Here is a 22,287-nt window from a genome sequence, read left to right on the forward strand (position 1 = left end):
CGCGACGCCTCCACGACACCTCCACGACGCCACCGCGCGGCCGCCCGCCTCCCGCTATGCCCCCTCCCCCACCGGAAACCTCCGCTCGTTCCGGTCGATCTTCGCGTCGAGCGCCGCCAGCGCGTCGATGCCGAGCACCTCGCACAGTTGCAGCAGATACGCCAGCACGTCCGCCACCTCGTCCGTGACACGGTGCGCGGTGTCCGCGTCGTCCATGACACGCGCCGACTCCTCGGGCGTCAGCCACTGGAAGATCTCGACCAGTTCGGACGCCTCCACGCTCAGCGCGGCGACCAGGTTCTTCGGCGTGTGGTACTGCTGCCAGTTCCGCGCGGCCGCGAACTCGGCCAGCCTGCGCTGCAACTTCGCCACGTCCAGTTCGCTTTCACTCACGGCGTCAGGTCTACCACCGCGACCCCCGGCACCTCGCACACCCGGACGGCATCGCTCACCGCACCCACCAGCCGGATGTGCCCCCGCGCGCACATCCGCGCCGCCAGCCGCACCAACTCCCCGGCCTGCCGCACGTCCAGCCCCTGGTCGAGGCCGTCGGCCAGCACAGTCAGCGTCTGCAGCGCGGCCGGGACCTCACCCGCCGGGTCGACCTCGAGCACCCCGGGCCCGGTGAGCAGCACCAGGGCCAGCGCCAGATACCTCAACTCGCCGTCCCCGAGCAGCCCCAGATGCGTACGGACGCCGTCCCCGCGGTCGAGGAGCGCGCGGACGGTGCCGTCGCCGAGCGGCTCGGCCAGTACGTCCGCGACGGGGCCCGCGCAGCCGGCCCGCACCGCCGTGACCAGGTGCGCGTAGCGGTGGCCGCACTCCGAGCGGGTGCGCCACAGCACCTCGGCGAGGTTGTCGCAGCCCCGGAGCAGCCGCCCCGCGCCGAGCGGGGCGGCTGCGCGCATCCGCCGGGGGCTCGGGTCGCAGGCGTACACGGCCCGCAGGGCGACCACCATCTGCTCGGCCGCCGCGAGGACCCGGCGCTCGCCGTCCGTCCGGCCGGAGACGCGCAGCGGCAGCAGCGCGGTGCCGAGGCGGTCGTCGGGGAGCGGGCCCCGGGTCACCGCGGACGAGCCCGCCGTGTACCAGGCCGCCTGGACCACACGGCGCCCCGGGTCCCGTAGCGCGGTCTCCAGGAGGGTCAGCCCGCCCGCGGTCAACCGCTCGCCGACGATGCGCAGTTCGGGCTCGGCCTGGACGGCGACATCGAGCCGTACGGGTCCTTCGGGGCCGTCGGCCGTGCAGCCGATGCGGAACCCGCGCCGTCGCTGGGCGTCGGGCAGGGCCCGCTCGGGCACACAGGCGACCGGGTCCGGGAACACCTCACCCAGCGAGGCGCCGCCGCCGAGCCGCGCCAGCGCCTCGTACGCCCGCAGGGCAGTGGTCTTGCCGCTGCCGCTGGGCCCGGTGAAGAGGGTGAGCGGTCCGAGCGGGAAACGGGCGCGCCGGTGCGCGGCGAAGGCGGCGAGCCTGAGCTCGGTGGCGCCGGGCCGGTCGGGGCGCGCCTCGGCCCGGGCGGGGGCCGCCAGAGATGACACGGTCATATGTGGACGGTAAGGGTCCCCCGCCGGGCGAACCGCAGGTGAACCGTTACGCCCTGTTGACCTTCCTACGATCGGGCGACCGGCGCGCGCCCGCGCGCGGGGCCCGGTCCTGGCCGCCCCCGGTCAGATCCCCGGCACCCCCGCTCCCTCCATCAGCCCTTGCACCTGGGTGCCACGCGGTGTCAGCAGGAACACGTTCCGGTCGACCCGGTGCATGCCGCTCGCCAGACCGAAGACGACCCCCGTGCTGAAGTCCAGCACCCGCTTGGCGACCTCGGTCTCCGCGCTGGTCAGGTCGAGCAGGACCGGGATGCCCGACATCAGCGTCTCCGCGACGTCGCGGGCGTCGGCGAACACATTGACCCGCAGCACCACGAAGCGTCGCCGCGCCTCGGTCACGGCCTCGGGTATCGACCGGTGGTTCACCGCCGAGGGCCAGGCGTCCCGGCCCCGCAGCGGAACGACCTGGGCGAGCCCTTCCCACTGCTCGTCGGTGACGTCGTGGCTGTTCACTGGCCCACCCCGTCCTGGCTCGCACTCATTGTCTGCACCGGCCAATTCTTACGCATGGTCACCCGTTCGGCCCAACAGCGACACGGTCCGCGACACCCTCACATCGCCCGCCGGCCGGTTGTGCAGCGGGCGTAACCCTCCAAGATCAGACCATGTGACATCCGCGTAACGGGCAATTCGTACTGTCTTCGGCATGACCACGACCCCCCGCCCGGAGCAGGTCCGGACCGTCTGCTCGTACTGCGGTGTGGGCTGCGGCATGGTCCTCGACATCGGCCGGGGACCGGACGGACGGCGTACGGTCCTGAAGGCGTCCGGCGACAAGGAACACCCCGCCAACTCCGGCCGGCTGTGCACCAAGGGCGCGACCACGGCCGACATGCTCGCCGCGCCCGGCCGGCTGACCACCGCGCTCGTGCGGGAGGACCGCGGCGAGGAGCCGCGGCCCGTCCCCGTCGACGCGGCCCTCGCCGAGACCGCCCGGCGCCTGCGCGCGATCATCGACGAGCACGGCCCGGACGCCGTCGCCTTCTATGTCTCCGGGCAGATGACCCTCGAGGCGCAGTACCTCGCCAACAAGCTGGCCAAGGGCTTCGTGGGGACGAACCAGATCGAGTCGAACTCACGGCTGTGCATGGCGAGCGCGGGCACCGGCTACAAGCTGTCGCTCGGCGCCGACGGACCGCCGGGGTCCTACGACGATCTCGACCGCGCGGACGTGTTCCTCGTCATCGGGTCCAATATGGCCGACTGCCATCCGATCCTCTTCCTGCGGCTCATGGAGCGGGTGAAGGCGGGGGCCAAGCTGATCGTCGTGGATCCGCGGCGCACCGCGACGGCGGCGAAGGCCGATCTGTTCCTGCAGATCAGGCCCGGGACCGATCTCGCGCTGCTCAACGGACTGCTGCACCTGTTGCACGAAGGCGGGTACACGGACCCGGACTTCATGGCCCGAAACACCGAGGGCTGGGAGGCGATGCCCGCGTTCCTCGCCGACTATCCGCCCGCGGCCGTCGCCGGGATCACCGGCATCCCGGAGGACGACATCCGGGCGGCGGCGCGGCTGATCGGCGAGGCCGGGGAGTGGACGAGCTGCTGGACCATGGGCCTCAACCAGTCCACGCACGGCACCTGGAACACCAACGCGCTCGTCAATCTGCATCTCGCCACGGGCGCCATCTGCCGACCGGGCAGCGGGCCCTTCTCCCTCACCGGGCAGCCCAACGCCATGGGCGGGCGCGAGATGGGGTACATGGGGCCCGGGCTGCCCGGGCAGCGGTCGGTGCTGGTGGACGAGGAGCGTTCGTTCATCGAGGAGCTGTGGGGGCTGCCGGTCGGGAGCATCCGGAAGGACGGCGTGGGGCAGGGCACCGTCGAGATGTTCCGGAAGATGGCCGAGGGGGACATCAAGGCCTGCTGGATCATCTGCACCAACCCTGTCGCCTCGGTCGCCAATCGCCGGACCGTCATCGAGGGGCTGGAAGCCGCCGAGTTCGTCGTCACCCAGGACGTCTTCGCCGAGACCGAGACCAACGCGTACGCCGATGTCGTGCTCCCCGGCGCGCTGTGGACGGAGGCCGAGGGCGTCCTGGTCAACAGCGAGCGGACGCTGACCCTGGCACGGCCCGTCGTCGACCCGCCAGGGGAGGCACGGGCGGACTGGCGGATCATCGCGGACGTCGCCCGCGCCATGGGGTACGAGAAGGGGTTCTCGTACGACAGTGCCGAGCAGATCTTCGAGGAGATCAAGGGGGCGTGGAATCCGAAGACCGGGTGGGATCTGCGGGGCGCCTCCTACGAGCGGCTGCGCGGCGGGCCCGTGCAGTGGCCGGTCGCACGGGAGGACGGACCCGCGCGCAATCCGATCCGGTATGTGGACGGGCAGGGGGACGGCGAGCTGTCGTTTCCCACCGCGAGCGGGCGGGCCGTCTTCCACGCGCGGCCCCATCTGCCGCCCGCGGAGATGCCCGACGACGACTTTCCGTTCGTCCTCAACACCGGGCGCCTGCAGCACCAGTGGCACACGCTGACCAAGACGGGGAAGGTCGCGAAGCTCAACAAGCTCAATCCCGGACCGTTCGTGGAGCTGCATCCGCAGGACGCGGCCGCCCTCGGAGTGGCGGAAGGCGACTCGGTGGAGGTCGCCTCCCGGCGGGGGCGTGCCGTGTTGCCGGCGGTGGTGACGGATCGGGTGCGGGTGGGGTGCGTGTTCGCGCCGTTCCACTGGAACGACCTGTTCGGGGAGTACCTGAGCATCAACGCGGTGACCAGTGACGCGGTGGATCCGGTGTCGTTCCAGCCGGAGTTCAAGGTGTGCGCGGTGTCGCTCGCGCGCGTCGCCGCCCGAAGGGCTCTTCCGGAGACACCGGACGGACCGAGGATGCCCGACCGAGTCGAAACAACGCCCGGAGGCTTCGACACGACGCCCGCGGGCTTCGGCACGGCATCCGGAGGCTTCGGCCTGGAGCCCGCTCCCCCGCCCGTTCTCTCCTCCGTCGAACGGCTGTACCTCAGCGGCTTTCTCGCCGGGCTCCCCTCCGGGCTCCCGGGCGTACCCGTCCTGCCCCCGGACGCCCCCTTCGACCCCGAGCACGCCCTGTGGGTGAACGGCGTGCTCGCCGGGATGTACTCGCGCTCCGCGCCCCCGGTGGCCCTGGCGCCGGAGTCCGCGGGCCGTGAGGTGGTGGTGCTGTGGGCCTCGCAGACCGGGAACGCGGAGGAGTTCGCGACGGCCACCGCCGACCGGCTCGCCGCCACCGGGCACCGGGCGCGGCTGGTCGGCATGGACGAGGCGGACGTCGGCGCGCTCGCCCGCAGCGCCGATCTGCTCTTCATCACCAGCACCTTCGGGGACGGCGACGCGCCCGACAACGGGTCCGGCCTGTGGGACACCCTGTCCGCGCGGGAGGCCCCGCGGCTGGACGGCGTGCGCTACGCCGTGCTGGCCTTCGGCGACTCCTCGTACGACGACTTCTGCGGGCACGGACGTCGGCTGGACGCGCGCCTTGACGAGTTGGGCGCCGTACGCCTGGCTCCCCGTACGGACTGCGAGCCGGACTACGAACCGTCCGCGGATGCCTGGCTGGATCAGATCCTCACCGCGCTCGGCGGACGGACCGAGACACCCAGGACGCCGGAGACCACCACGACGCCCGAGGTGCCCCGGGCCGCCAAGTCCGCCAGGCCCGCGCCGGCCGCCGCCACCGCCCGGCTGACCGGCAACCGGCTGCTCAGCCTGCCCGGCGCCGGCAAGGAGGTGCGCCGGTTCACCTTCGACACCCGCGACAGCGAGAGCCCGCTGCCGTACGAGGCGGGGGACGCGCTGGGCGTACGGCCCGTCAACTCGCCTGAGCTGGTTGCCGAATGGCTGGAGACCGTCGGGGTCGACGGGTCAACAGCCGTCGATACGGTAGGAGTCGGCGAGACCTCCTTCCGTGAGGCCCTGCTCCGGCATGCCGACATCACCCGCATCACTCCGGACCTGTTGCGCTTCGTCAGCGAACGGACTCGCGACGGGCGGGAGTTGAGGAAGCTGCTGCGTCCGGACAACAAGGGCGAGCTGGCGCGCTGGTCGTGGGGTCGGCAGGCCGTGGACGTGGTGGCCGAGCATCCGGTGCGGGCGTCGGCGCAGGAGTGGACCGAGGTGTTCAAGCGGTTGCAGCCCCGGCTGTACTCGATCTCGTCGAGTCCGCTCGTCGACCCGCACCTCGTCTCGCTGACCGTCTCCGTCGTGCGGTACGAGAATCCGGGCGGCCGGGCGCGGGGCGGGGTGTGTTCGCCCTTCCTCGCCGACGCCGCGCCGGACGCGGAGGTGCCGGTCTTCGTGCAGCGGTCGCCGCACTTCAGGCCCCCGGCGGACGCGACGACGCCCATGGTGATGGTGGGCCCCGGTACCGGAGTCGCGCCGTTCGTGGGATTCCTGGAGGAGCGCAGGGCACTCGGCCACCGGGCTCCGAACTGGCTGTTCTTCGGCGAGCAGCACCGCGCCACCGACTTCTACTACGAGGACGAGCTGACCGGGCTGCTCGACGACGGCACGCTCACCCGGCTCGACACGGCGTTCTCGCGCGACCAGCGTGCCAAGGTCTACGTCCAGGACCGGATGCGTGAGCACGGGCCCGAGCTGTGGCACTGGCTCCAGGACGGCGCCCGCTTCTATGTGTGCGGGGACGCCTCGCGGATGGCCAAGGACGTCGACCGGGCGCTGCGGGACATCGCCGTCGCGCACGGCGGTCTGGGTGAGGCGGAGGCCGCCGCGTACGTCAAACAGCTGGCGGCGGAGAAGCGGTACGTGCGGGACGTGTACTGAGACACGGGGTGTGGTGCGCCCGATGAGAGCCAAGAGTTGCTCATAATTGGTGAAACTCAACTATTCGCACCGCACCGCACCGGACCGCACATTGAGGCGTACCCATGAGCCTGAGCATCCGCAACCAGCTCCCCGGAACCGTCACCTCCGTCACCCCTGGCGAGGTGATGGCGACGGTCAAGGTCCGTCTCGACGGTGGCCAGGACCTCACCGCGGCCATCACCGCGGAGGCGGTCGAGGACCTGGGCCTCACCACGGGCTCCACGGTCCGCGCCCTGGTCAAGTCGACGGAGGTGTCCCTGGCCACCGGCCCGGTCGACGGCGTGAGCATCCGCAACCAGTTCCCCGGCACGGTGACCGAGGTCTCCACGGGCGAGGCCATGGCCCGTGTCAAGGTCGAGGTCCCGGGCGCCGAGCTGACCTCCGCGATCACCAAGGACGCGGTCACCGAACTGGGCCTGGCGGCCGGATCGGCGGTCGTGGCACTCATCAAGTCCACCGAGGTGTCCCTCTCCAACGCCTGAGACACCCTCGTATGCCCCGTCAAAGCACGAGACACCCATATATGAGACACTCCCGCACGACACGCCCCCACATCGACCATAAGCACACTTCTTACCGCCCTCATACCGGACTCTTCACGTCCGGCATCACGCCCTTCATCTATGGGAATTACCGTCCAATCCCGTGTACTTGGCAGAAATGAGGCCGTCGACCACCGGCCAGAAGGCCCTCACGAAGGCGTCGCCCGACGAGACGCCCGCGCAGTGGCACCGCGTCCTGACCCTGCTCGCCGACATCAGCCTCTTCATCGGTACACGCCCGATGTGGACGGCGGCCGCGAGCCACCGGCTCGCCGTCGCGGCGGTGATCTCGGTCTGCTACGCCTCGATCCTGGTGACGGGCGTCCTCACGCTGACCGTGCGCCGCGGCCGCTCGCTGGCCCGCCTCGACCTCGTGGTCCTGGTGACGGCCGTGACGCTCGCGGTGTGCGGGTTCGCCATCTACCACGGCGGCGGTGACGAGTCGGTCCTCACCGCGCAGGCCGCCCGCGAGTTCGTCGCCGGGCACCAGGTCTACGACCAGCCGTGGCCCTGGCTCTTCGGGCAGCACGGGGTCGCCCTCACCCCGACGATGACCGGCGGCTACGACTACACGTACGGCTATCCGCCGCTGCCCCTGCTGCTCACCGCACCGCTGCTGTGGGTGGGGCACGGGGCGGCCCCCGCGGTCCTGACCGCCACGGGCGCCCTGATCGTGGCCACGATCGTGATGTGGCGGATGCTGCCGACGCAGTGGCGGTCCGCGGCCACGCTGGTCTGCCTCGGCCTCGGCCTGCTGCCCGCGTACGCCCGGCTCGGCTATCCGGCGATCGTCGCCTGCGCCTTCCTCATCCCGGTGGTGGTGGGCTGGCCCCGGATGGGCTACGGCGGATGGAGCGACTGGGCGCGCGCCGCCTGCCTGGGCGCGGCCTGCGCCTCCCAGCAGCTGCCGTGGTTCCTCACGCCGTTCCTGCTGGCCGGGGTCTACGCCCTGCGCCGCGGCGACCTCGGAGCGCGCGCGGCGGCGGCCGCCGTGGGCCGGATCGTGGGAGTGGCCTCCCTGACCTGGCTGCTGATCAACGCGTACTTCATCGTGAGCGAGCCGCGCAGCTGGCTCTCCGGGATCGCGCTCCCGCTCACCCAGAAGGCGAACCTGCACGGCCAGGGCCTGGTCGGCATCTCGCTGTACTTCACCGACGGCAGCGGCCGGCTGTCCTGGTACTCGCACGCGAGCATGCTGCTGGCAGCGGGGCTGCTCGGGCTCTTCGTGCTCTTCGTGCGGCGGCTGGGGCCGGCCGCGGTGGTCCTGCCCTGGTGCGCGTTCTTCCTGGCGACGCGTTCACAGGACGGCTACTACCTGATGATGACGCCGCTCTGGCTGGCCGCCGCCGTGACCGCGCCGCCGTCGGCCTTCACCACGGCGTGGCAGCCCCGGCCCGCCTTCCTGCGCGGCCCGCACCGGCAGCGGGCGCGCATCGCGACGGGTGTGCTGCTGATCACCCCCGCCCTGGTCGCGTCGGCCCTGGCGGTGACGGGCTCACCGCCCCTGAAGATGCAACTGGTCAGCGAGAGCCGGACCACCACCGCCAAAGCCGTGACCGCGCTCACCGTCCGCGTCACCAACCTGGGCGACGCGGCCCTCACCCCGCACTTCACCCTGACCACGGGGCAGGGCATGGGCCGCTACTGGTCCATCAAGTCCGGCCCCGCCACACTCGCCCGGCACGCCTCGGCCAGCTACGAACTCCTGCCACCCACCGGCAAGTTCCCCCTCCCCCACGCCGGCGTACGCATCCGTCTGCGCGCCGTCTCGGCCACGCCGATGACGCTGTCCAGCACGGATCTGCACCTGAAGGCCCCGGCAAGCACCCGCTAGAGGGCGGCGCAGCTCACACCAGACGTCTGATCTCTCCGCGCACTCGGTAGAAACCACCTGATGAGGAGTGCAGCGCGTCCACCACATAGCGGGCGCCGGGCTGGCGTATCGCACGCGGGAACTGGACGTTCCAACTCGGCTCATAGCCCTCGGAGACCACGTGCACACGCACTCGGCCTCCTTCCTGAGTGCACTCCACGACGACCCCGCTCCCCGGTGCGGGGACGGCGCTGATCGTGGCGACGGAGGCGGCGGTGGTCAGCGGTGCGTACGTCGGCAGGGCGGCCGCCAGTTTGATGTCCGCGGCGACCGGGACGGTGCCCGACTGGGCGGCGTTGATCGCGGCCTCGCTCGCGTCGATGCAGGCCAGCGAGCCGTCCGTCGAGACGATGTACAGCCGTTCGTCGTGGTACTGCATGGACAGCGCCGAGCCGCCGCCCGTGCCGAGCTTCCACAGCCGGGTGCCGTCGGCGGTGAAGCAGTAGACGGAGGAGGCGGAGTCGCCCGCGAAGACGTACTGCCCGCCGGGGGACGTGGCACACGAGTACACCGCGGCGTCACACACGTAGGAGGCCTCGATCAGCCCGGTGGACTTGGCGAGCCGCTGGACGACCCGGCGCCCCGTACCGGCGTAGACCGCGTTCTCCTCCTGCCATCCGAAGAGCACATTGCCGTTGGTCGCGGTGTGCCAGAGCTGGCTGGTGCCGTCCGCCGCGTAGGCCGTCACACCGCGGCTGTGCCCGTGGTAGACGGCGTGGTCGTCGGCCCGCACCATCCACGCGTTGTCCCCGGACGAGTTGCGTGACCACTGGAGCTCGTCCTCATGGTCGATGACCGTCAGACCGCCGTTGCGGTCGGAGACGTTCAGCACGCCCGCGTGAATGTCCAGCCAGAAGATGTCCACCTCGGCCGCTATCTCGTAGGCCGCGAACGGCACCTTCGAGGAGAGGTCGTACACCCGGCCGTCGTCACAGCCCGCGTAGATCCAGAAGTCGTCCGCCACCAGGCACTTCACACCGTCGGGCAGGGAGTAGTGCGCCAGCACCTCACCGTCATGGCTCAGGTTGTAGACGCTGCCGTGCTGGTTGCCGACCCAGCAGCGGTCCTCGTCCACATGAATGCCGAACGCCGAGGCTCCCGTACGGAACCGCCACAACACCGGAGCCGTCGCCCGCGCCGTGGAGGGGGCGGACGTCACCTGACGGCGCGTCACCGCCCGGGCCGCGCGCTGCCCCTGAACGGCGGGCGCATACCCCTTGCGCACCTTCTCGGCTATCTTCTTCGCCGCCGCCGCGTTCGCCTTCTCGACGGTCGGAAAGGCGGAGGTCTGGCGCTGCCCGTCCACACCGATCCGTCCGTACCGCACGGAGACGGTGGTCCCCTCGACGGTCACCTCGTAGAACTTGTGGGCACCGCCGCTCTCCTGGGACAGCTCCAGATACGTCGTGTTCCCCGACTGTCGTGCCTGCGCAGCGGACACAGCACACCCCTCCCCAAAGGCCCGGTCGGCCGGTTCGGCCGTTCTCCAGTGACTCCAAACTAGTGGTCACCACTGACAACGACGGGGTCGGACCGAGGCCGCTACGCAAGGACCTTCACACCCGCACCTTCGACCTCGACCCGAAAAGGTCGACCGGCGGTTCTTCGCCATCGCCACCGCCCTCGTCGGAACCCCCACCGAACTGATCGACGCGTCGGGCGACCCCGCGTGGCGCAGCCGCAGCACGCTCTGGGGCACCACGGCCTGGGCCCGTGACAGCAGTGCTTACACCCCCCCTCCGGTTCCCAGGCCAGTACTACGACCCCTAGACCGGCCTCCACCACAACTACTTCCGCCACTACGACCCGGAGACCGGCCGCTACACCTCCCCGGACCTCCTCGGCCTCGCTCCCGCGCCGAATCCCCTCGGATATGTGGACAACCCCCACACCGGGTGCCACCCGCTGGGTCTGATGCCCAACTACACGACGGGCGGAAGACTCACGTTCCGGCACGGCGAGGACGTCGTCGTGACCGACGGGCCCGGCATCACCCAGGGCCAGGCCATCACGGCATACGGACCGTCGGGCATCAAAGGCGACTCCGGGGTGGGGCGCTCGGCGGCGATCCCACGGACCCCGGTGCACCAGTGACCCACGAGGACATCGTGGAGGGCAGGATTCCCGCCAAGGGTGGCTATTTGGCTCCGGCAGTGCGGATCAGATGAGGCAGGAATGACCATGAAACCGTCGCTCGACGGCGACTGGCGCGCAACGGTGACGGATGATCCGCTGCACATCACCCCCCGCTTCGACGGCGGCTCCGTGCGCGTCATGCGCTACGCGGACGTGCAGGAACGTGAGGGGTTCTTCGTGGACACCTTCGGCAGCCGGCAGTGGCTGTGGGACGCGCCCGACATCCTCCGGTTCGACCCGGCCGGCCGGCAACTGGTCGGGGCCTAGATCCAGTTGCCGGAGGAGTCCGCCTCCGCCGAGGACGCCGCCCGCCTTTCGCTCACGCCCACGGTGCGCCCGGGCGGGCTGCGCGCGGACGAGGTCCGGGACTTCCGGCATGAGATGTGCACGGTGCTGTGTCGCGTTCCCGGGGACGCCGTGCTGACCGGTCTGCGCGATCTCGAAGTCCTCGACGAGCCGCTGGAGGCCCGCATCGGCATCGCCTCCGACGTGGCGCTCCTGGTGCAGCACGGCAGCGTCGTCGGCTGGAGTCTCACCGACCCCGCGCGGTATCTGACCACCGCCTACGCCGACCCCGACTCCGACCCGCCGTCGCGCGGCCGACGAGGCCCTGTGCAACCGGCCCGAGGACCGCCACCGGGCCGACGCCCTGCTCTCGCTCATCGCGAACCTGGTCGAGGACTACGGGAACTGGTGACGGTCAGCCGGCGAAGCAGAGGCACGCATGTCGCTCGGGGGCGTCCTCGTCGGTGTCGACGAGGCAGATCGGCCGCCGGGTGCCGAGCTCCAGCCGGACGTGGTGCACCGTCGTAGCCCGCCGCATGCAAGAGCCCCGCGGCCCCTCCCGGCGTGACTTCGTCATCTCGCGCGCCACCCGCCGGGCCATCAAGAGGATCTGTTTACGCGTCAGAGTCCCTCTTTGACCGGTTCGAGGATCGCCACGCACTCCACATGATGCGTCATAGGAAAGACATCACGAATGACCTAAACTCCCAAATATGCAGGTCAGGAGGCACTCGGGGAAGCTCTTCCCATGTTCTGCAACGCTGCGTGCGTCGCAGATGCGTCATGGCCGCGCAGGCTCGATAGAACCTGCGCCTCCTGGCAGCCCTTACTCCCACCATCATCGACGAGACACTGAACGCGTGCCCGGCGCACGCTGAGGTCCAGTTCAATGGACCCCAGCTCCTAGTGGGCGAAGGAACCTGCTGGGCTCACCGTTCCAGGAGATGGTGAGTGCATCTCTCGCTCTGGTAGCCGCGACGAACAGCAAAGAGCGGGCCCGCTGCAGTTCGCGCCTGTGGCGCAGTCGGTCAGTCCGTTCCCAGGTATCCACTGTCGAGCGGGGGACCAGGCCCTCCGAGACACCGGCGATGATCATGCGACGGTATTCGAGCCCTTTGAAGCGGTACATCGTGCCGACGTGTACGCCCTCGGCTCCTCGCGCCCCGTCGCCAGTGATCTTCGTGGCCACGATTCCGCGTCGGCCGAGACGCGCCACAACCTCGTCGACCTTTTCGTTCGTCGGCACGCAGACCGCGACGGACTCGCGTGGGACGTCGTGCCACGCCTGCACCTGCTCCGCCACGAGGTCGAGTTCCTCGTCCCAACTGTCCGCGCTCCGAAGGCACGGGCGTCCGCCGTGCAACACGGACCGGTATCCCGCGAGGTCGTCGGTGCTGCCGTCGAGGTCGTCGTAGTCGGTCCCTTCGAGGATGCCGATGGCGGCACCCAGGATCTCGCGTGTGGTGCGATAGCTGAGTGTCAGTTTCGCCGAACGGCCCCGGATGTTGATGCCCAGACTGCCGAGCGTGACTTGGTTGTCGTAAATCCTCTGGTGGGTGTCACCGACGAGGAACATGTCGTCGTCCTCGCGGGGAACCATGGCCCGCAGCATCTTCCAGTGCGCGGCACCAAGATCCTGCGCCTCGTCCACGACGACATGTCGGTAGCGGTAACGCAGCCAGGCACCTGTTCCCGACTCCACGTGGACATTGCCCGGTCCGCCGCGCTCTTCCTCCTGACGGCGGCGCTCCTCGATCTTGTGGCTGCGGGCCATCTCCAACTGGGCTGCCCGTTCCGCCACTTGTCGGTGAGTTTCCAGTCCCCTGACGTCGAGGCGTTGGGTGAAGCGCTCGGCGAGTTGCCAGATCTCCGCCCGGTCAGGGCGACTCACGCTGCGGCCCCGGCCGGCCCGCCGGGCCTTGAAGTAGTCGGAGCGCGACGCCACGGCCTGGCCGAGGATCACCTGGTTCCACTCGTCGCTGAGGAACTCGGCGTCCCAGCGGTTCTCCCCGGTCTCCACAAGCAGTTGGCGCCACTCGCGCAGAGCTTGTGTGTCATCGATTCTGCGCTTGGTGTTCCCCGGGTCGGCCTCACTGACGACACGTGTCGCCAACTGGTCGACGTGCAGGATGTCGACGCGGGCGAGCATCTGCGGGCCGCCGAGGGAGAGAAGACGAGAACGCAGGTCGGCGGCGAGGTTCTTGTTGAAGGTGGTGAGGAGGACCGGCTTGTTGTGGCCGGGGGCCAGGTGGTCCACCAGGTGCTTCACCCGGTGCAGAGCGACGATCGTCTTCCCCGTTCCGGGGCCTCCTCCCACGCGGGCCGGCCCGGAGTACCTGCGTCCCACCAGCTTCTCCTGGGTGGGGTGGAGGAACACCTTCCACCGGCCGAAGTCGCCCTCCTCAAGGATGCTCCGCAGCGACTCGTCATCAGTGATCACCACAGCCTGTGAACGGTCGGCCGCCGCTCGCCAGTCGTCACCGCGGGTGCTGTCGATCGATTCCTCGGAGGCAACCGCGACCGGCGCGGTCACCTCCTCCATGACCTGCTCGTAAGGAACTTCGTCACGCAGTCGCAGCAACACCTCGCCCGTGTGCCGCGGGGCGTACTCGGCGAGTCCGAGCAACTCGTCGTCCGTGGTGAGCTTGAGGACGATCGGGATAAGAGGCTCGGCCACCCCCAGGTCCGCCAGTTGCCGCGCGGTGTAGGCGGCGAACAGCGGAGTGTCGGTGGCAGCACTTTCAGCGGCGGATGGTTCGGGACGCGCCTCCGCTCCTTCCGTGCCCAGAACGCCGTCCTCCACCACCTGGAGGTCCACGTACTCGATCGCGCCGGTGATCTGGTTGATGCCGTATGCGAGCCGGTCGAGGTTGCGGTGGACGTGTCCGCGGTGCTTGACCGAGACCAGGAGCCAGTCGTTTCCGCTCAGCCGCACCAGAAGCGCCCGGTATTCGCGGTTGACACGCGCCGACCACAGACGCTCGTGTCCCTTGAGAGGCTTGAGGTCGAAGCCCGGCGCCTCGGGGTTCCTCCGGAACTCGTGCTGGAATTTGTAGACCGCCCCGACGATCGCCCGGTCCAGCTTGACGATCTCCTTGTCCGCCTTGTCGAGCAGGCGGAGGGTCGCGCCCGCTGTGGGCGCGCCGGTGCTGGTCATCGGTCCTGCTCCTCGTCGTCGTTCGCGGCCGGATGGCCGTCTTCGGTGTGTCGGGTGAGGGTGGCCGCGAGTTCCCGGGCGTCCCACTCGACGGCGGTCCGTACGGTCCACCCCGCTGCCACATAGGCGCGGTCACGGTCCTGCGCTTCGGCAACGGCGGCTTCGTCCTCCTGGACAGGGGCGAGAACGACACCGATGCGGTGTGCGGGCCAGGCCAGTTCGGCGGACCAGGCGGCATCGCCGAGCTCGAATCCGGCCTCGGGAGCAGGCACCGCGGACCGGACGAGTACGTCGACGAGTTCCGCGAGCCCTGGCTCTTCCACCAGGTAGTCGACGACCTCGTCCCAGGCGGGATCGCGTACGGCCTCCGTCGCCGAACCCGAGGGGAGCGGTGCTTCCACGGACGCTGTCTCGGTCTCAGCGGCCTCGGTGGAAGGCCCTTCCGTAGGAGATTGCTGCGGCTGTCGGCGGGACTCCAGCCAGCCCCCTCCACCTGTCACGGCCAGTTCCACGGGATCGAAGCCCGTCAGTTGGCCGGCCGCCAGCTGGACACCGTCGCCCTCGCCCTCGTTGAGGAACTGGAGGAGATTGGTCCAGTAGAGCCAGGCCTGCCAGCGCCTGCGATGGGCGTTCTCGTCGCGGCCCAACGCTTCCGGACTGTCGTCGAGAACGGTCAGAGCGGTCCACACCGCGCCCGCCTGCCCCTTGCGCAGGTCGAGGGCGACCGTCAGGGGGCATCCGCTGCTGTCCTGGGTGGCCATGATCTGGACAGCACCCTGCCCGCCGGAGAGCCGCTTGCCGTGCAGGGCCTCGGCGATACGGTGCCCGATCTCGGGCTCGTCCGCCAGGGCGCGGCTCGTCGCGGAGACCGCGGCGAAGCCTGCCAACGCGCTCTGGGTACGCCGCCTCCACAGCTCTTGGTCCGGGGTAGTCAGGTAGCCGATCAGGGTGTCGACCGGGTTGGTCCACACGAAGCGGTTCAGGTCGCGCGGGTCGTCGCCGTGCAGCCGCCGGTGGATGTCGGACGCGGTCTTCTGCGCCGTGTTCTGGTACGGCACCCATACGGGATCGGTGGGTGGCTTCGCGTCGCCGGTCCAGGCGCGTACGTCGTCCCAGGTCAACTGGAAGACCTGCCACCCGTGCCCGGCGCGCAGCCGGGTCCGTTTGTCGGCGTCGGACGCGATGCGGTTGTGGTCGGGACTCGCGTGATAGCGGTAGCCGTCCAGGTAGACGGCGACGCGCTTGCGGTCGTCGTCCAGGCTGCGGAAGACCACGTCGGGCACGGTGAAGCCGAGGTCTGTCTGGGTCTCCATGCGCCAGCCGCTGACCTTGCCGTCGGGCGCGGTGAACCGCAGCGTCGTGTCGCGCTCGCCGTCGGGTGTCTGCGCGGAGCGCACGCTCACCTCGTCGACGCCTTCGGCCCAGGAGAGGAGCCCCCGGCGGAACAGCGCTTCCAGTTCGCTCTCGACCTGTTTGTCGAGGCTGATGGCACGGGTCGTCCCGGCTTCCTCGATGTGCCATGCGTCACCGGTGCGGCCGAGGAGCTCACCCAGCATGTCGAGGGCGTGTTCGCGTGAGACCAGTTCGTACTCGCTGTCACCGACATACCGCAGCAGGCAGCGGTGGCAGGCGGGGCGCTTCTCGCCGACGCACGGGCAGCGTTCGATGACCTGGCGGGCCCGGGTCAGCACGTCGTGCAGCCCGTCGGGCCCCGCGAGCCGGTGCAGATAGCCGGTGCCGCCGGGCAGCGAGTCGTACAGCACGAGGAAGTGCCTGCGGACGTCGCCGCCGGGCTCGGGCATCGAGTCGGTGACCACGGCGAGGTGGTCGGGGTCGCCGCCGTAGCTCTGGGCGATGCCCGCGAGCAGCAGCGCCTTGAACGAGGCCAGGCGCTCCTCGGTGTACGCGGTGACCGCGGGGATGAGGATGCGCAGCGCCTCGCTGCGCAACTCGTGGGCAAGCAGCAGTCTCACGCCCGCCTGCGCGGCCTGTGTCTCGCCGAGCCCGTCGCGCAGCCGGGGGCACCACGGGCGGTGGTACTTCGTGGCCCGGGACGCGCCGAAAGCGCTCTGCTGTCCGGCCTGCGCGGTGGTGGGTCCGCCGTCGGGGTCGGCGTATCCGCAGGAGTCGCAGACCCAGAAGGGGTTGAGCCGTACCTGGCGTCCCGCGAAGGCGCTCTCCACCCCGGTGTCCACGCGAGAGGCGCCGACGTTGAGGTGGCGGATCACGGCCTGCCGGGTGAACTCCCAGCCGAAGGTGGCGTTCTTGTGCTTCCACCCCGCCTCGACGTGCTCCTGCGGAATGTCCACGGCGGGGACCACGGTGTAGAGGCGCCGCTCCCGGTCGTCGGTGTCGTCGCGTACGCGGATGTCGTCCCGCTGGTCGCGGGCCGTCACCCGGTGCGGCACCAGTACTTTGTGCAGGCAGCCGACGTCGCCGATGGCCGGGGAGTGGCAGCGTGGGCATGCGGTGGAGTCCTGCCGTGCCTGCTCCGTGCGGATGTGCCCGCAGTCGGGGCAGACGCGCCACCACAGCCACGCGGGGCGGTTCGGGCTGCCGACGTCGAGCCCGGTGACGCGGTGCTTGTAGCCCTGTACGTAGTAGTGGTTGCCGGGCGCGAAGTCGGTGAGGGCGAGGCGCGCCGACCGGTCGTATCTGAGTACTTTGCTGTGGTGCTCGGGCTGCCCGTCCTTGCCGTCCTCCTTCCAGGTGAGGGTGGCTTCGAGTTCGGTCAGCGAGTCGACGAGGCTGTAGTTGGGCAGCAGCCCGAGGTCGACGAGCGCGCCGTGCGCGGTGGTGCGGCTGATCTCGCCCGCGTGCCGGGACACGGCTCGCCGTTCGGCCCGCAGTTCCCTGCCCTGCCGTTCGTGTTCGGGATCACCGGCCACCAGTGCCTTCAGCGCCTCGTCGATCGACGTGACCCGGCGCTGCATCTCGCCGCGTCGTTCCTCCCACTGATCGCGCGCCTCCTTCAGTGCACTTGCGAGTCCCCCCGTCGCGTACGAGCGCAGTGCCTCGGCCGCCTGCGGGCTGACGCCCGTTCCCTTCGTCTCGTCGTACGGCGGGAACAGCAGAAGGAAGGTGTCGACGCGGCGGGGGCCCTCGGCCAGTGCGGCCTGCTGGAACTCCGCCAGCCATGCCGAGGCACCGAACAGGTCGGTGGCCTGGCGGGGCATCGGGCTGAGCGGTTCCCCTTCGCCGTCCGGCGCGGGCAGGCGCCCGGCGCCGACGAGGTCGAGGAGGTGTGCGAGGTACTGGCGGCGCAGGATCTCACTCGCGGAGAGGAAACAGCCGGGAGGCTGGATGTCCCCGGCGATCATCTGCCGGGGGTCGTCCAGGTAGTAGCGGTCGCGGGGGCCGCGGTCGACCATGGTCAGCAGGTAGGCGTTGCCGGTGGCGCGGCCGGCCCGGCCCACCCTCTGCACGTAGTTGGCCGGCCCCTTGGGCAGCGAGGCGAGTACCACGGCCGACAGATCACCAATGTCGATACCGAGTTCGAGCGTGGGGGTGCAGGACAGGACCTGCGGGTTGGCGTAGTGGACCCGGGTGCCTTCGCGGAACGCCTTCTCCACGGCTTCGCGCTTGGGGCGGGTGAGGGTGCCGGTGTGCTCGGCTGTGTTGATGGTGAAGACGCCGGCGTCGCGGTACATCCGCCGGTAGAAGTCCTGGGTGAAGTCCCGGCGTCGTACGCCGCTCTCCAGGTCCTGACCGGTGCGCAGCAGTCCGCCGCAGCGGTAGCGGGGGCACGGCTGTCCGTGCCACTGGTCGGCCAGGGCCGGGTGGACGGTCTGTTCCCAGGAGCAGACCGGGCAGTGCGCGGAGGCGTCGGCCACCTGGTCGTCGGCCAGCTTGCGGACGTGTACGTGGCCGGGCTGGAGACCGTAGACGCGGGTCACTCCGTCCTTGGCGGTGCGGGCGGACAGCACGCCCGCGTCGACGAGCGCGGGCAGCAGTCGTACGAGGAAGGCGTTGGCGGCGTCGGGACGCAGGCCGAGACTTCGTCGCGTCCAGTCCTGGTACCAGCCGAGGCGGCCGGTGACCACGTCGAAGTCGTCGCTGCCCTGTTTGGGGCTGCCGAGCAGGAACGCCGGGGCGGACACGCCGGGCGGGAACGCCGGCATCCCGGTCCTGCGCCCGCCCCAGACGAGCCAGCGGCGTACGCCCGCCTCGTCCAGCCAGCCGTCGAGCCAGGCGTGCCGGATGGCGCCGCGCGTGCGCAGCCGTTCGAGGAGGCCGCGTACGTACCCGGTCCAGCGGTCCGGACCGGGCAGGGAGCCGTCCGGCAGTGCGATGTCCCCTGGAGTGGTGTGCAGGAGTTCTCGCACGATCTCGGCGACCGCGTCCGGGTCCTGGAGCGGGACGTCCGCAGCGACCGTGCGGGTCAGCTCCAGCGTGCGGCCCTGCCGGGACCTCAGCCCGAACTCCAGAACCGCCGCGAAGGCGAGGCGCTGGGCGATGAGTTCCCAGGTGGGGCGGGAGCCCTGGCTGCGCCCGGACAACAGGGTGTCGACGCCGCGCACGACGTGCAGGTCGGGCGGGATCACCGCGGCCTGTACGGCCTTGCTGTCCACGACGTCCGCGATGAGGTCGGCGGCCAGGTCGCTCAGCGCGATGGGCTCGTCCTCGTCGATGTGGCTGGCGAGCAGGGAACGCAGCGAGAACGTGTACGAACGGTTGGCGACGAATCCGGCGCGGTGGGCGGCGTCCTGCACGGAGTCATTGAAGAGGAGGGTCTTGTCCTCGTTCAGGTTCTTGTCGAGCTCGCCGCCCGTGAACAACTGGGTGATGGAGGCGGCGGCGAGCGCGGCAAGCCCGGTACCGAGGTAGCGGATGGCGTTGAAGGTGCGGCAGGCCGGGCACTGGTCGCCCCGCGCCGCCCGGTCGTCGCCGAGGTCCGCCCAGACGAACGCCGCGTCGTGCAGCGGCTTGGCCGTGTGTGGGCCTTCGCCGTCGCGCGGCGGGTCGAAGTCCGTTTCCCGCGACAGCGGCCGCACTCGTCCGGTCGCCCCGTCGAGCACCATCACGGTCGGTCCGCTGCGCTGCTTCTCGGCCACGAAGGCCGCGTCGTACGCCTGCCGCGGGGTCGCCGCGATCATGTTGCGGACGCGGCTCTTGTCGCGGCCGACGGACGCCCGGCGGATCTTCGTGGCGTTCATGTCGAGCTCCGCCGGATCCGCCTCCGGGGAGAGCGCGGCCCAGCCCGAGCGGCCGCATTCCCGGCAGAAGACCGCGGGCAGGAACACCTGCGCGGGCGGGGGCGCACTGTCACCCGCGGGTGTGACCGGGACCGTATCGCCGTCAGGGGCGAGGGCTCCAGCCTCACGGCCACCGGCCGTACGAGCGGTGAGCCTGCCGCCTGTGGTGATCCGCTCGTCGTCCCAGCGGAACTCGGCCCTCGCCGCGCTGACACCGCGCAGTACCCGGGAGACCGAGCGCACCCAATGGTGCACCTCGATCGACAGGAGTGGTCGGGTCGGGTGTTCGGGGTCACGAGCCGTGGACAGCAGGGCGACATAACGCGCGAGGGCCTGGGCGGCGACGCCCGGGCTCTGCTGGACCGCCATGCCCCAGTGGTAGGCGTAGCGCGGCAGGACGTCCATGATCTCGGCCGTGGTGCGCGGCCGGCCGTCGAGGATCTCCAGGACGGCGGCGGTCAGCCGGTGGCGGCGCAGTTGTCTGCCGAGCTGCCCGGGGTCCAGGCCGCTCCGGCCCGTGAAGGCGGCGGCCAGCTGATCCAGCACGTCGCGGTCGCGGGCGGGATCACCGAGTTCCGCTACTTCGTGCGGGGCGGGGAAGGGCAGTCCGAAGTCGCTGCTTCCCGCGAAGTCCTGGGCACTACGCCGGTCTTCGCCCACCACGGCGTCCGGCGGGAAGGGTACGCCGAACACCTGCTCCGCCACGTCCAGCATCGACCCGCCCGCCGTGCCCGGCGTGCCCTCGCCGAGGGTGGCCGAGGTGGCGACGGGGCAGACCGGGCCCAGGGGTCGTCCCGGCTCGTCGAGGCCCGCGACGGCGCCGAGCCGGCGCAGCAGCATGGCGACGTCGGTGCCCTGGGCGCCGTCGTAGGTGTGGAACTCGTCCAGGACGACGTACGCGAGCGCGGAGCCGCCCGGCTCCTGCCACAGCCGCTGGTCCTCGGGCCGCTGGAGCATCAGGTCCAGCATCTTGTAGTTGGTGATGAGGATGTCGGGCCGGGTGCGCCGGATCTCGTCCCGGTCGACCGCGACGCGCGGGTTGGCCTGCTTGAACTCCTTGGACGCTTTGTCGCCGATGTAGAGCGCGGCGCGCACCCCGGCGTCCCTGAGCCGGGCGTCCCGGGGACTGTCGAGGTAGTCGTTGATGCGGTGGGCCTGATCGGTGGCCAGCGCGTTCATCGGGTAGAGGAGGACGGCTTTGACGCCCTCTCGGCCGGCCTCGCGCTCCCGCCGGCAGTGGTCGAGGATCGGCACGAGGAACGACTCGGTCTTGCCGGACCCGGTGCCGGTGGTCACCAGTGTGGGCAGGGCGGGACCGTGCAGGGTCGAAAGGCGTTCCCAGGCCCGCTCCTGGTGCCGGTACGGGGTGGTGAAGCCTTTGGTCCGCGGCCACCAGGTGAGATGCCGCTGCCAGTCGTCGTTCTCGGCCGAGCGGAAGGGGGTGCGGATGCGCAGGTAGGGGCCGCGGAAGATGCCGTCGTCCGCGTCGCCGAGAAACTGCTCCAGGGCGGTACGGGTGCCTTCGTCCGCCAGCGCGTACGTCGTCGACAGGTACTGGCTCAGGCTGTCGCGTACCTGCTCGGCGGCGAGGGTCGGTCGCACCCTGCTTCTCCTTCGTTCCGATGTCTCGTCGGTGCCGTCTCACCTGCGCGGCTCCGGGCCCCACGGTAATGGGCGAGGCCGACACCCCGGCACGGCGGAGGTGGCCGGGCCTTGCTTCGTCGTTCTGCTCAGACGCCCAGCTTGCGGCCTACATGCGCGACGCGTAAGGCCTTGTTCTCCGGCACGAGCCGGAAGTGCACCCGGCCGGGTCCCGGGGTGAAGCGGGCATGCGTGTCGAAGATCCGTGTCCGGCCGTCGAGGTCGGTGAACGCGCAGAGCTCGCGGCCGCGCTGTTCGCCCTCGCCCGTCACCCAGGAGTGCCACTGAGGTCCGCCGGGCTCGGTGTCCGGGTTCCACGAGGCGACCGCCTGGTCGAGTTCGGCCAGCCGCCTGCCGGCCGGGCGTACCCAGACCTGGAGCAGGTTCCGCAGCTGCTGTTCCACCCCGGGGAGGAACTCCAGGTGAGGGAAGAGGGCTGCGCGCCGCTCCCACAGGTCGGCCCCCTGGGTCACCGCGTCGAGTCCGCCCCTGCGGGCGAGTTCGACCTGTTGCGCGATCCACCTCAGATGCTCGTCGACATGCGTCCCGCTCGACGCGTGCCGAAGCTCGACGTCGCTGACGTGCGACGCGAACGCGCCGTCTTCCTCCTCGACCAGTTGCTCACGTTCCAGCCACACCCGGTCCACGCCCCAGCACGGGTCGACGGCCAACGACACACCGAGCCCGTCCATGAGGTGGGCCGCGCCGAGTCCTTCGACCGTCTCGCCCCGGTGCCGGTACTCGACGTCGTAGAAGCCCTCTCCCTCGGGAAAGGCGACGCGGTGCGGCCACTTGCTCTGCATCTGGAGGAGCCGCCGCCACGCGTCACGGTTCTTCGGGTCGCCGTGCCACTTGCCGATCGGATGCCCGTCCGCGATCTGAAGTCCGGTGATCGGATCCCTGCTGACCAGTACGGTGCCCGCCCGGTCGGCCCGGACGACGGCGAGCACCGCCCGCGCCAGTTCGGTCATGGCCCGTTCGGCCCGCGCGGGATCGGCTCGGGTCCCACAGGATCTCTCGTTCAGGAACAGCAGCGGCACGTTTCCC

At 70.6% G+C, this 22,287-nt stretch carries 11 protein-coding genes and 1 pseudogene; 5 read left to right on the plus strand and 7 right to left on the minus strand.

The features are described 5' to 3' along the window. Positions 1–54: 54 nt before the first annotated feature. The 3 genes from OG568_RS14620 to OG568_RS14630 form a co-directional block, all read right to left on the minus strand. On the minus strand, positions 55–393 hold the full coding sequence (locus OG568_RS14620) for a nucleotide pyrophosphohydrolase (protein ID WP_075030563.1): 339 nt from the start codon (positions 391–393) through the stop codon (positions 55–57). Beyond that, the gene (locus tag OG568_RS14625; protein WP_329531865.1) at positions 390–1,547 is read right to left on the minus strand and encodes an ATP-binding protein; all 1,158 of its coding nucleotides are present in this window, start codon (positions 1,545–1,547) and stop codon (positions 390–392) included. Before OG568_RS14625 ends, OG568_RS14620 begins: the two co-directional genes overlap by 4 nt. Before the next feature lie 123 nt (positions 1,548–1,670). After that, the gene (locus tag OG568_RS14630; protein WP_095852150.1) at positions 1,671–2,060 is read right to left on the minus strand and encodes a cell division protein SepF; all 390 of its coding nucleotides are present in this window, start codon (positions 2,058–2,060) and stop codon (positions 1,671–1,673) included. A gap of 193 nt (positions 2,061–2,253) precedes the next feature. Between OG568_RS14630 and OG568_RS14635 the strand changes: the two genes are divergently transcribed. The 3 genes from OG568_RS14635 to OG568_RS14645 all read left to right on the plus strand — a co-directional run bounded on the left by OG568_RS14635 (position 2,254) and on the right by OG568_RS14645 (position 8,787). Then, complete coding sequence (locus OG568_RS14635) at positions 2,254–6,369, plus strand: bifunctional nitrate reductase/sulfite reductase flavoprotein subunit alpha (protein WP_329531866.1); 4,116 nt, start codon at positions 2,254–2,256, stop codon at positions 6,367–6,369. 104 nt (positions 6,370–6,473) lie between these two features. Then, positions 6,474–6,893 carry a TOBE domain-containing protein gene (locus OG568_RS14640; protein WP_329531867.1) on the plus strand — a complete coding sequence of 140 codons (420 nt, stop codon included), beginning with the start codon at positions 6,474–6,476 and terminating at the stop codon, positions 6,891–6,893. A 178-nt stretch (positions 6,894–7,071) separates the two neighbouring features. Continuing rightward, positions 7,072–8,787 (plus strand): hypothetical protein, encoded by a 1,716-nt coding sequence (locus OG568_RS14645; protein WP_329536359.1) that lies wholly within the window; start codon positions 7,072–7,074, stop codon positions 8,785–8,787. A gap of 13 nt (positions 8,788–8,800) precedes the next feature. Here OG568_RS14645 and OG568_RS14650 read toward each other — a convergent pair whose 3' ends face one another. Continuing rightward, positions 8,801–10,267, minus strand: coding sequence for a WGR domain-containing protein (locus OG568_RS14650; RefSeq protein ID WP_329531868.1), 1,467 nt, complete (start codon positions 10,265–10,267; stop codon positions 8,801–8,803). A 142-nt stretch (positions 10,268–10,409) separates the two neighbouring features. Between OG568_RS14650 and OG568_RS14655 the strand changes: the two are divergent. Both OG568_RS14655 and OG568_RS14660 read left to right on the plus strand, forming a co-directional pair. Continuing rightward, positions 10,410–10,746, plus strand: a pseudogene (locus tag OG568_RS14655) (RHS repeat-associated core domain-containing protein); the annotation flags it as partial. A 255-nt stretch (positions 10,747–11,001) separates the two neighbouring features. Then, on the plus strand, positions 11,002–11,229 hold the full coding sequence (locus OG568_RS14660) for a hypothetical protein (RefSeq protein ID WP_329531869.1): 228 nt from the start codon (positions 11,002–11,004) through the stop codon (positions 11,227–11,229). A gap of 904 nt (positions 11,230–12,133) precedes the next feature. Here the strand turns inward: OG568_RS14660 and OG568_RS14665 are convergent. The 3 genes from OG568_RS14665 to OG568_RS14675 all read right to left on the minus strand — a co-directional run bounded on the left by OG568_RS14665 (position 12,134) and on the right by OG568_RS14675 (position 22,280). Beyond that, complete coding sequence (locus OG568_RS14665) at positions 12,134–14,404, minus strand: UvrD-helicase domain-containing protein (protein ID WP_329531870.1); 2,271 nt, start codon at positions 14,402–14,404, stop codon at positions 12,134–12,136. After that, positions 14,401–21,201: a DEAD/DEAH box helicase gene (locus tag OG568_RS14670; protein ID WP_329531871.1), complete on the minus strand. Its 6,801-nt coding sequence runs from the start codon at positions 21,199–21,201 to the stop codon at positions 14,401–14,403. Before OG568_RS14670 ends, OG568_RS14665 begins: the two co-directional genes overlap by 4 nt. A 128-nt stretch (positions 21,202–21,329) precedes the next feature. Further along, positions 21,330–22,280 carry a hypothetical protein gene (locus OG568_RS14675; protein WP_329531872.1) on the minus strand — a complete coding sequence of 317 codons (951 nt, stop codon included), beginning with the start codon at positions 22,278–22,280 and terminating at the stop codon, positions 21,330–21,332. Positions 22,281–22,287 lie beyond the last annotated feature (7 nt).

Source organism: Streptomyces sp. NBC_01450 (assembly GCF_036227505.1).
GTDB lineage: Bacteria > Actinomycetota > Actinomycetes > Streptomycetales > Streptomycetaceae > Streptomyces.

Excerpts from the sequence above, each read along its gene's own strand:
- OG568_RS14625 (WP_329531865.1), bottom strand. The coding sequence starts at position 1,547 with ATGACCGTGTCATCTCTGGCGGCCCCCGCCCGGGCCGAGGCGCGCCCC.
- OG568_RS14635 (WP_329531866.1), top strand. The coding sequence starts at position 2,254 with ATGACCACGACCCCCCGCCCGGAGCAGGTCCGGACCGTCTGCTCGTAC.
- OG568_RS14640 (WP_329531867.1), top strand. The coding sequence starts at position 6,474 with ATGAGCCTGAGCATCCGCAACCAGCTCCCCGGAACCGTCACCTCCGTC.
- OG568_RS14645 (WP_329536359.1), top strand. The coding sequence starts at position 7,072 with ATGAGGCCGTCGACCACCGGCCAGAAGGCCCTCACGAAGGCGTCGCCC.
- OG568_RS14660 (WP_329531869.1), top strand. The coding sequence starts at position 11,002 with ATGACCATGAAACCGTCGCTCGACGGCGACTGGCGCGCAACGGTGACG.
- OG568_RS14665 (WP_329531870.1), bottom strand. The coding sequence starts at position 14,404 with ATGACCAGCACCGGCGCGCCCACAGCGGGCGCGACCCTCCGCCTGCTC.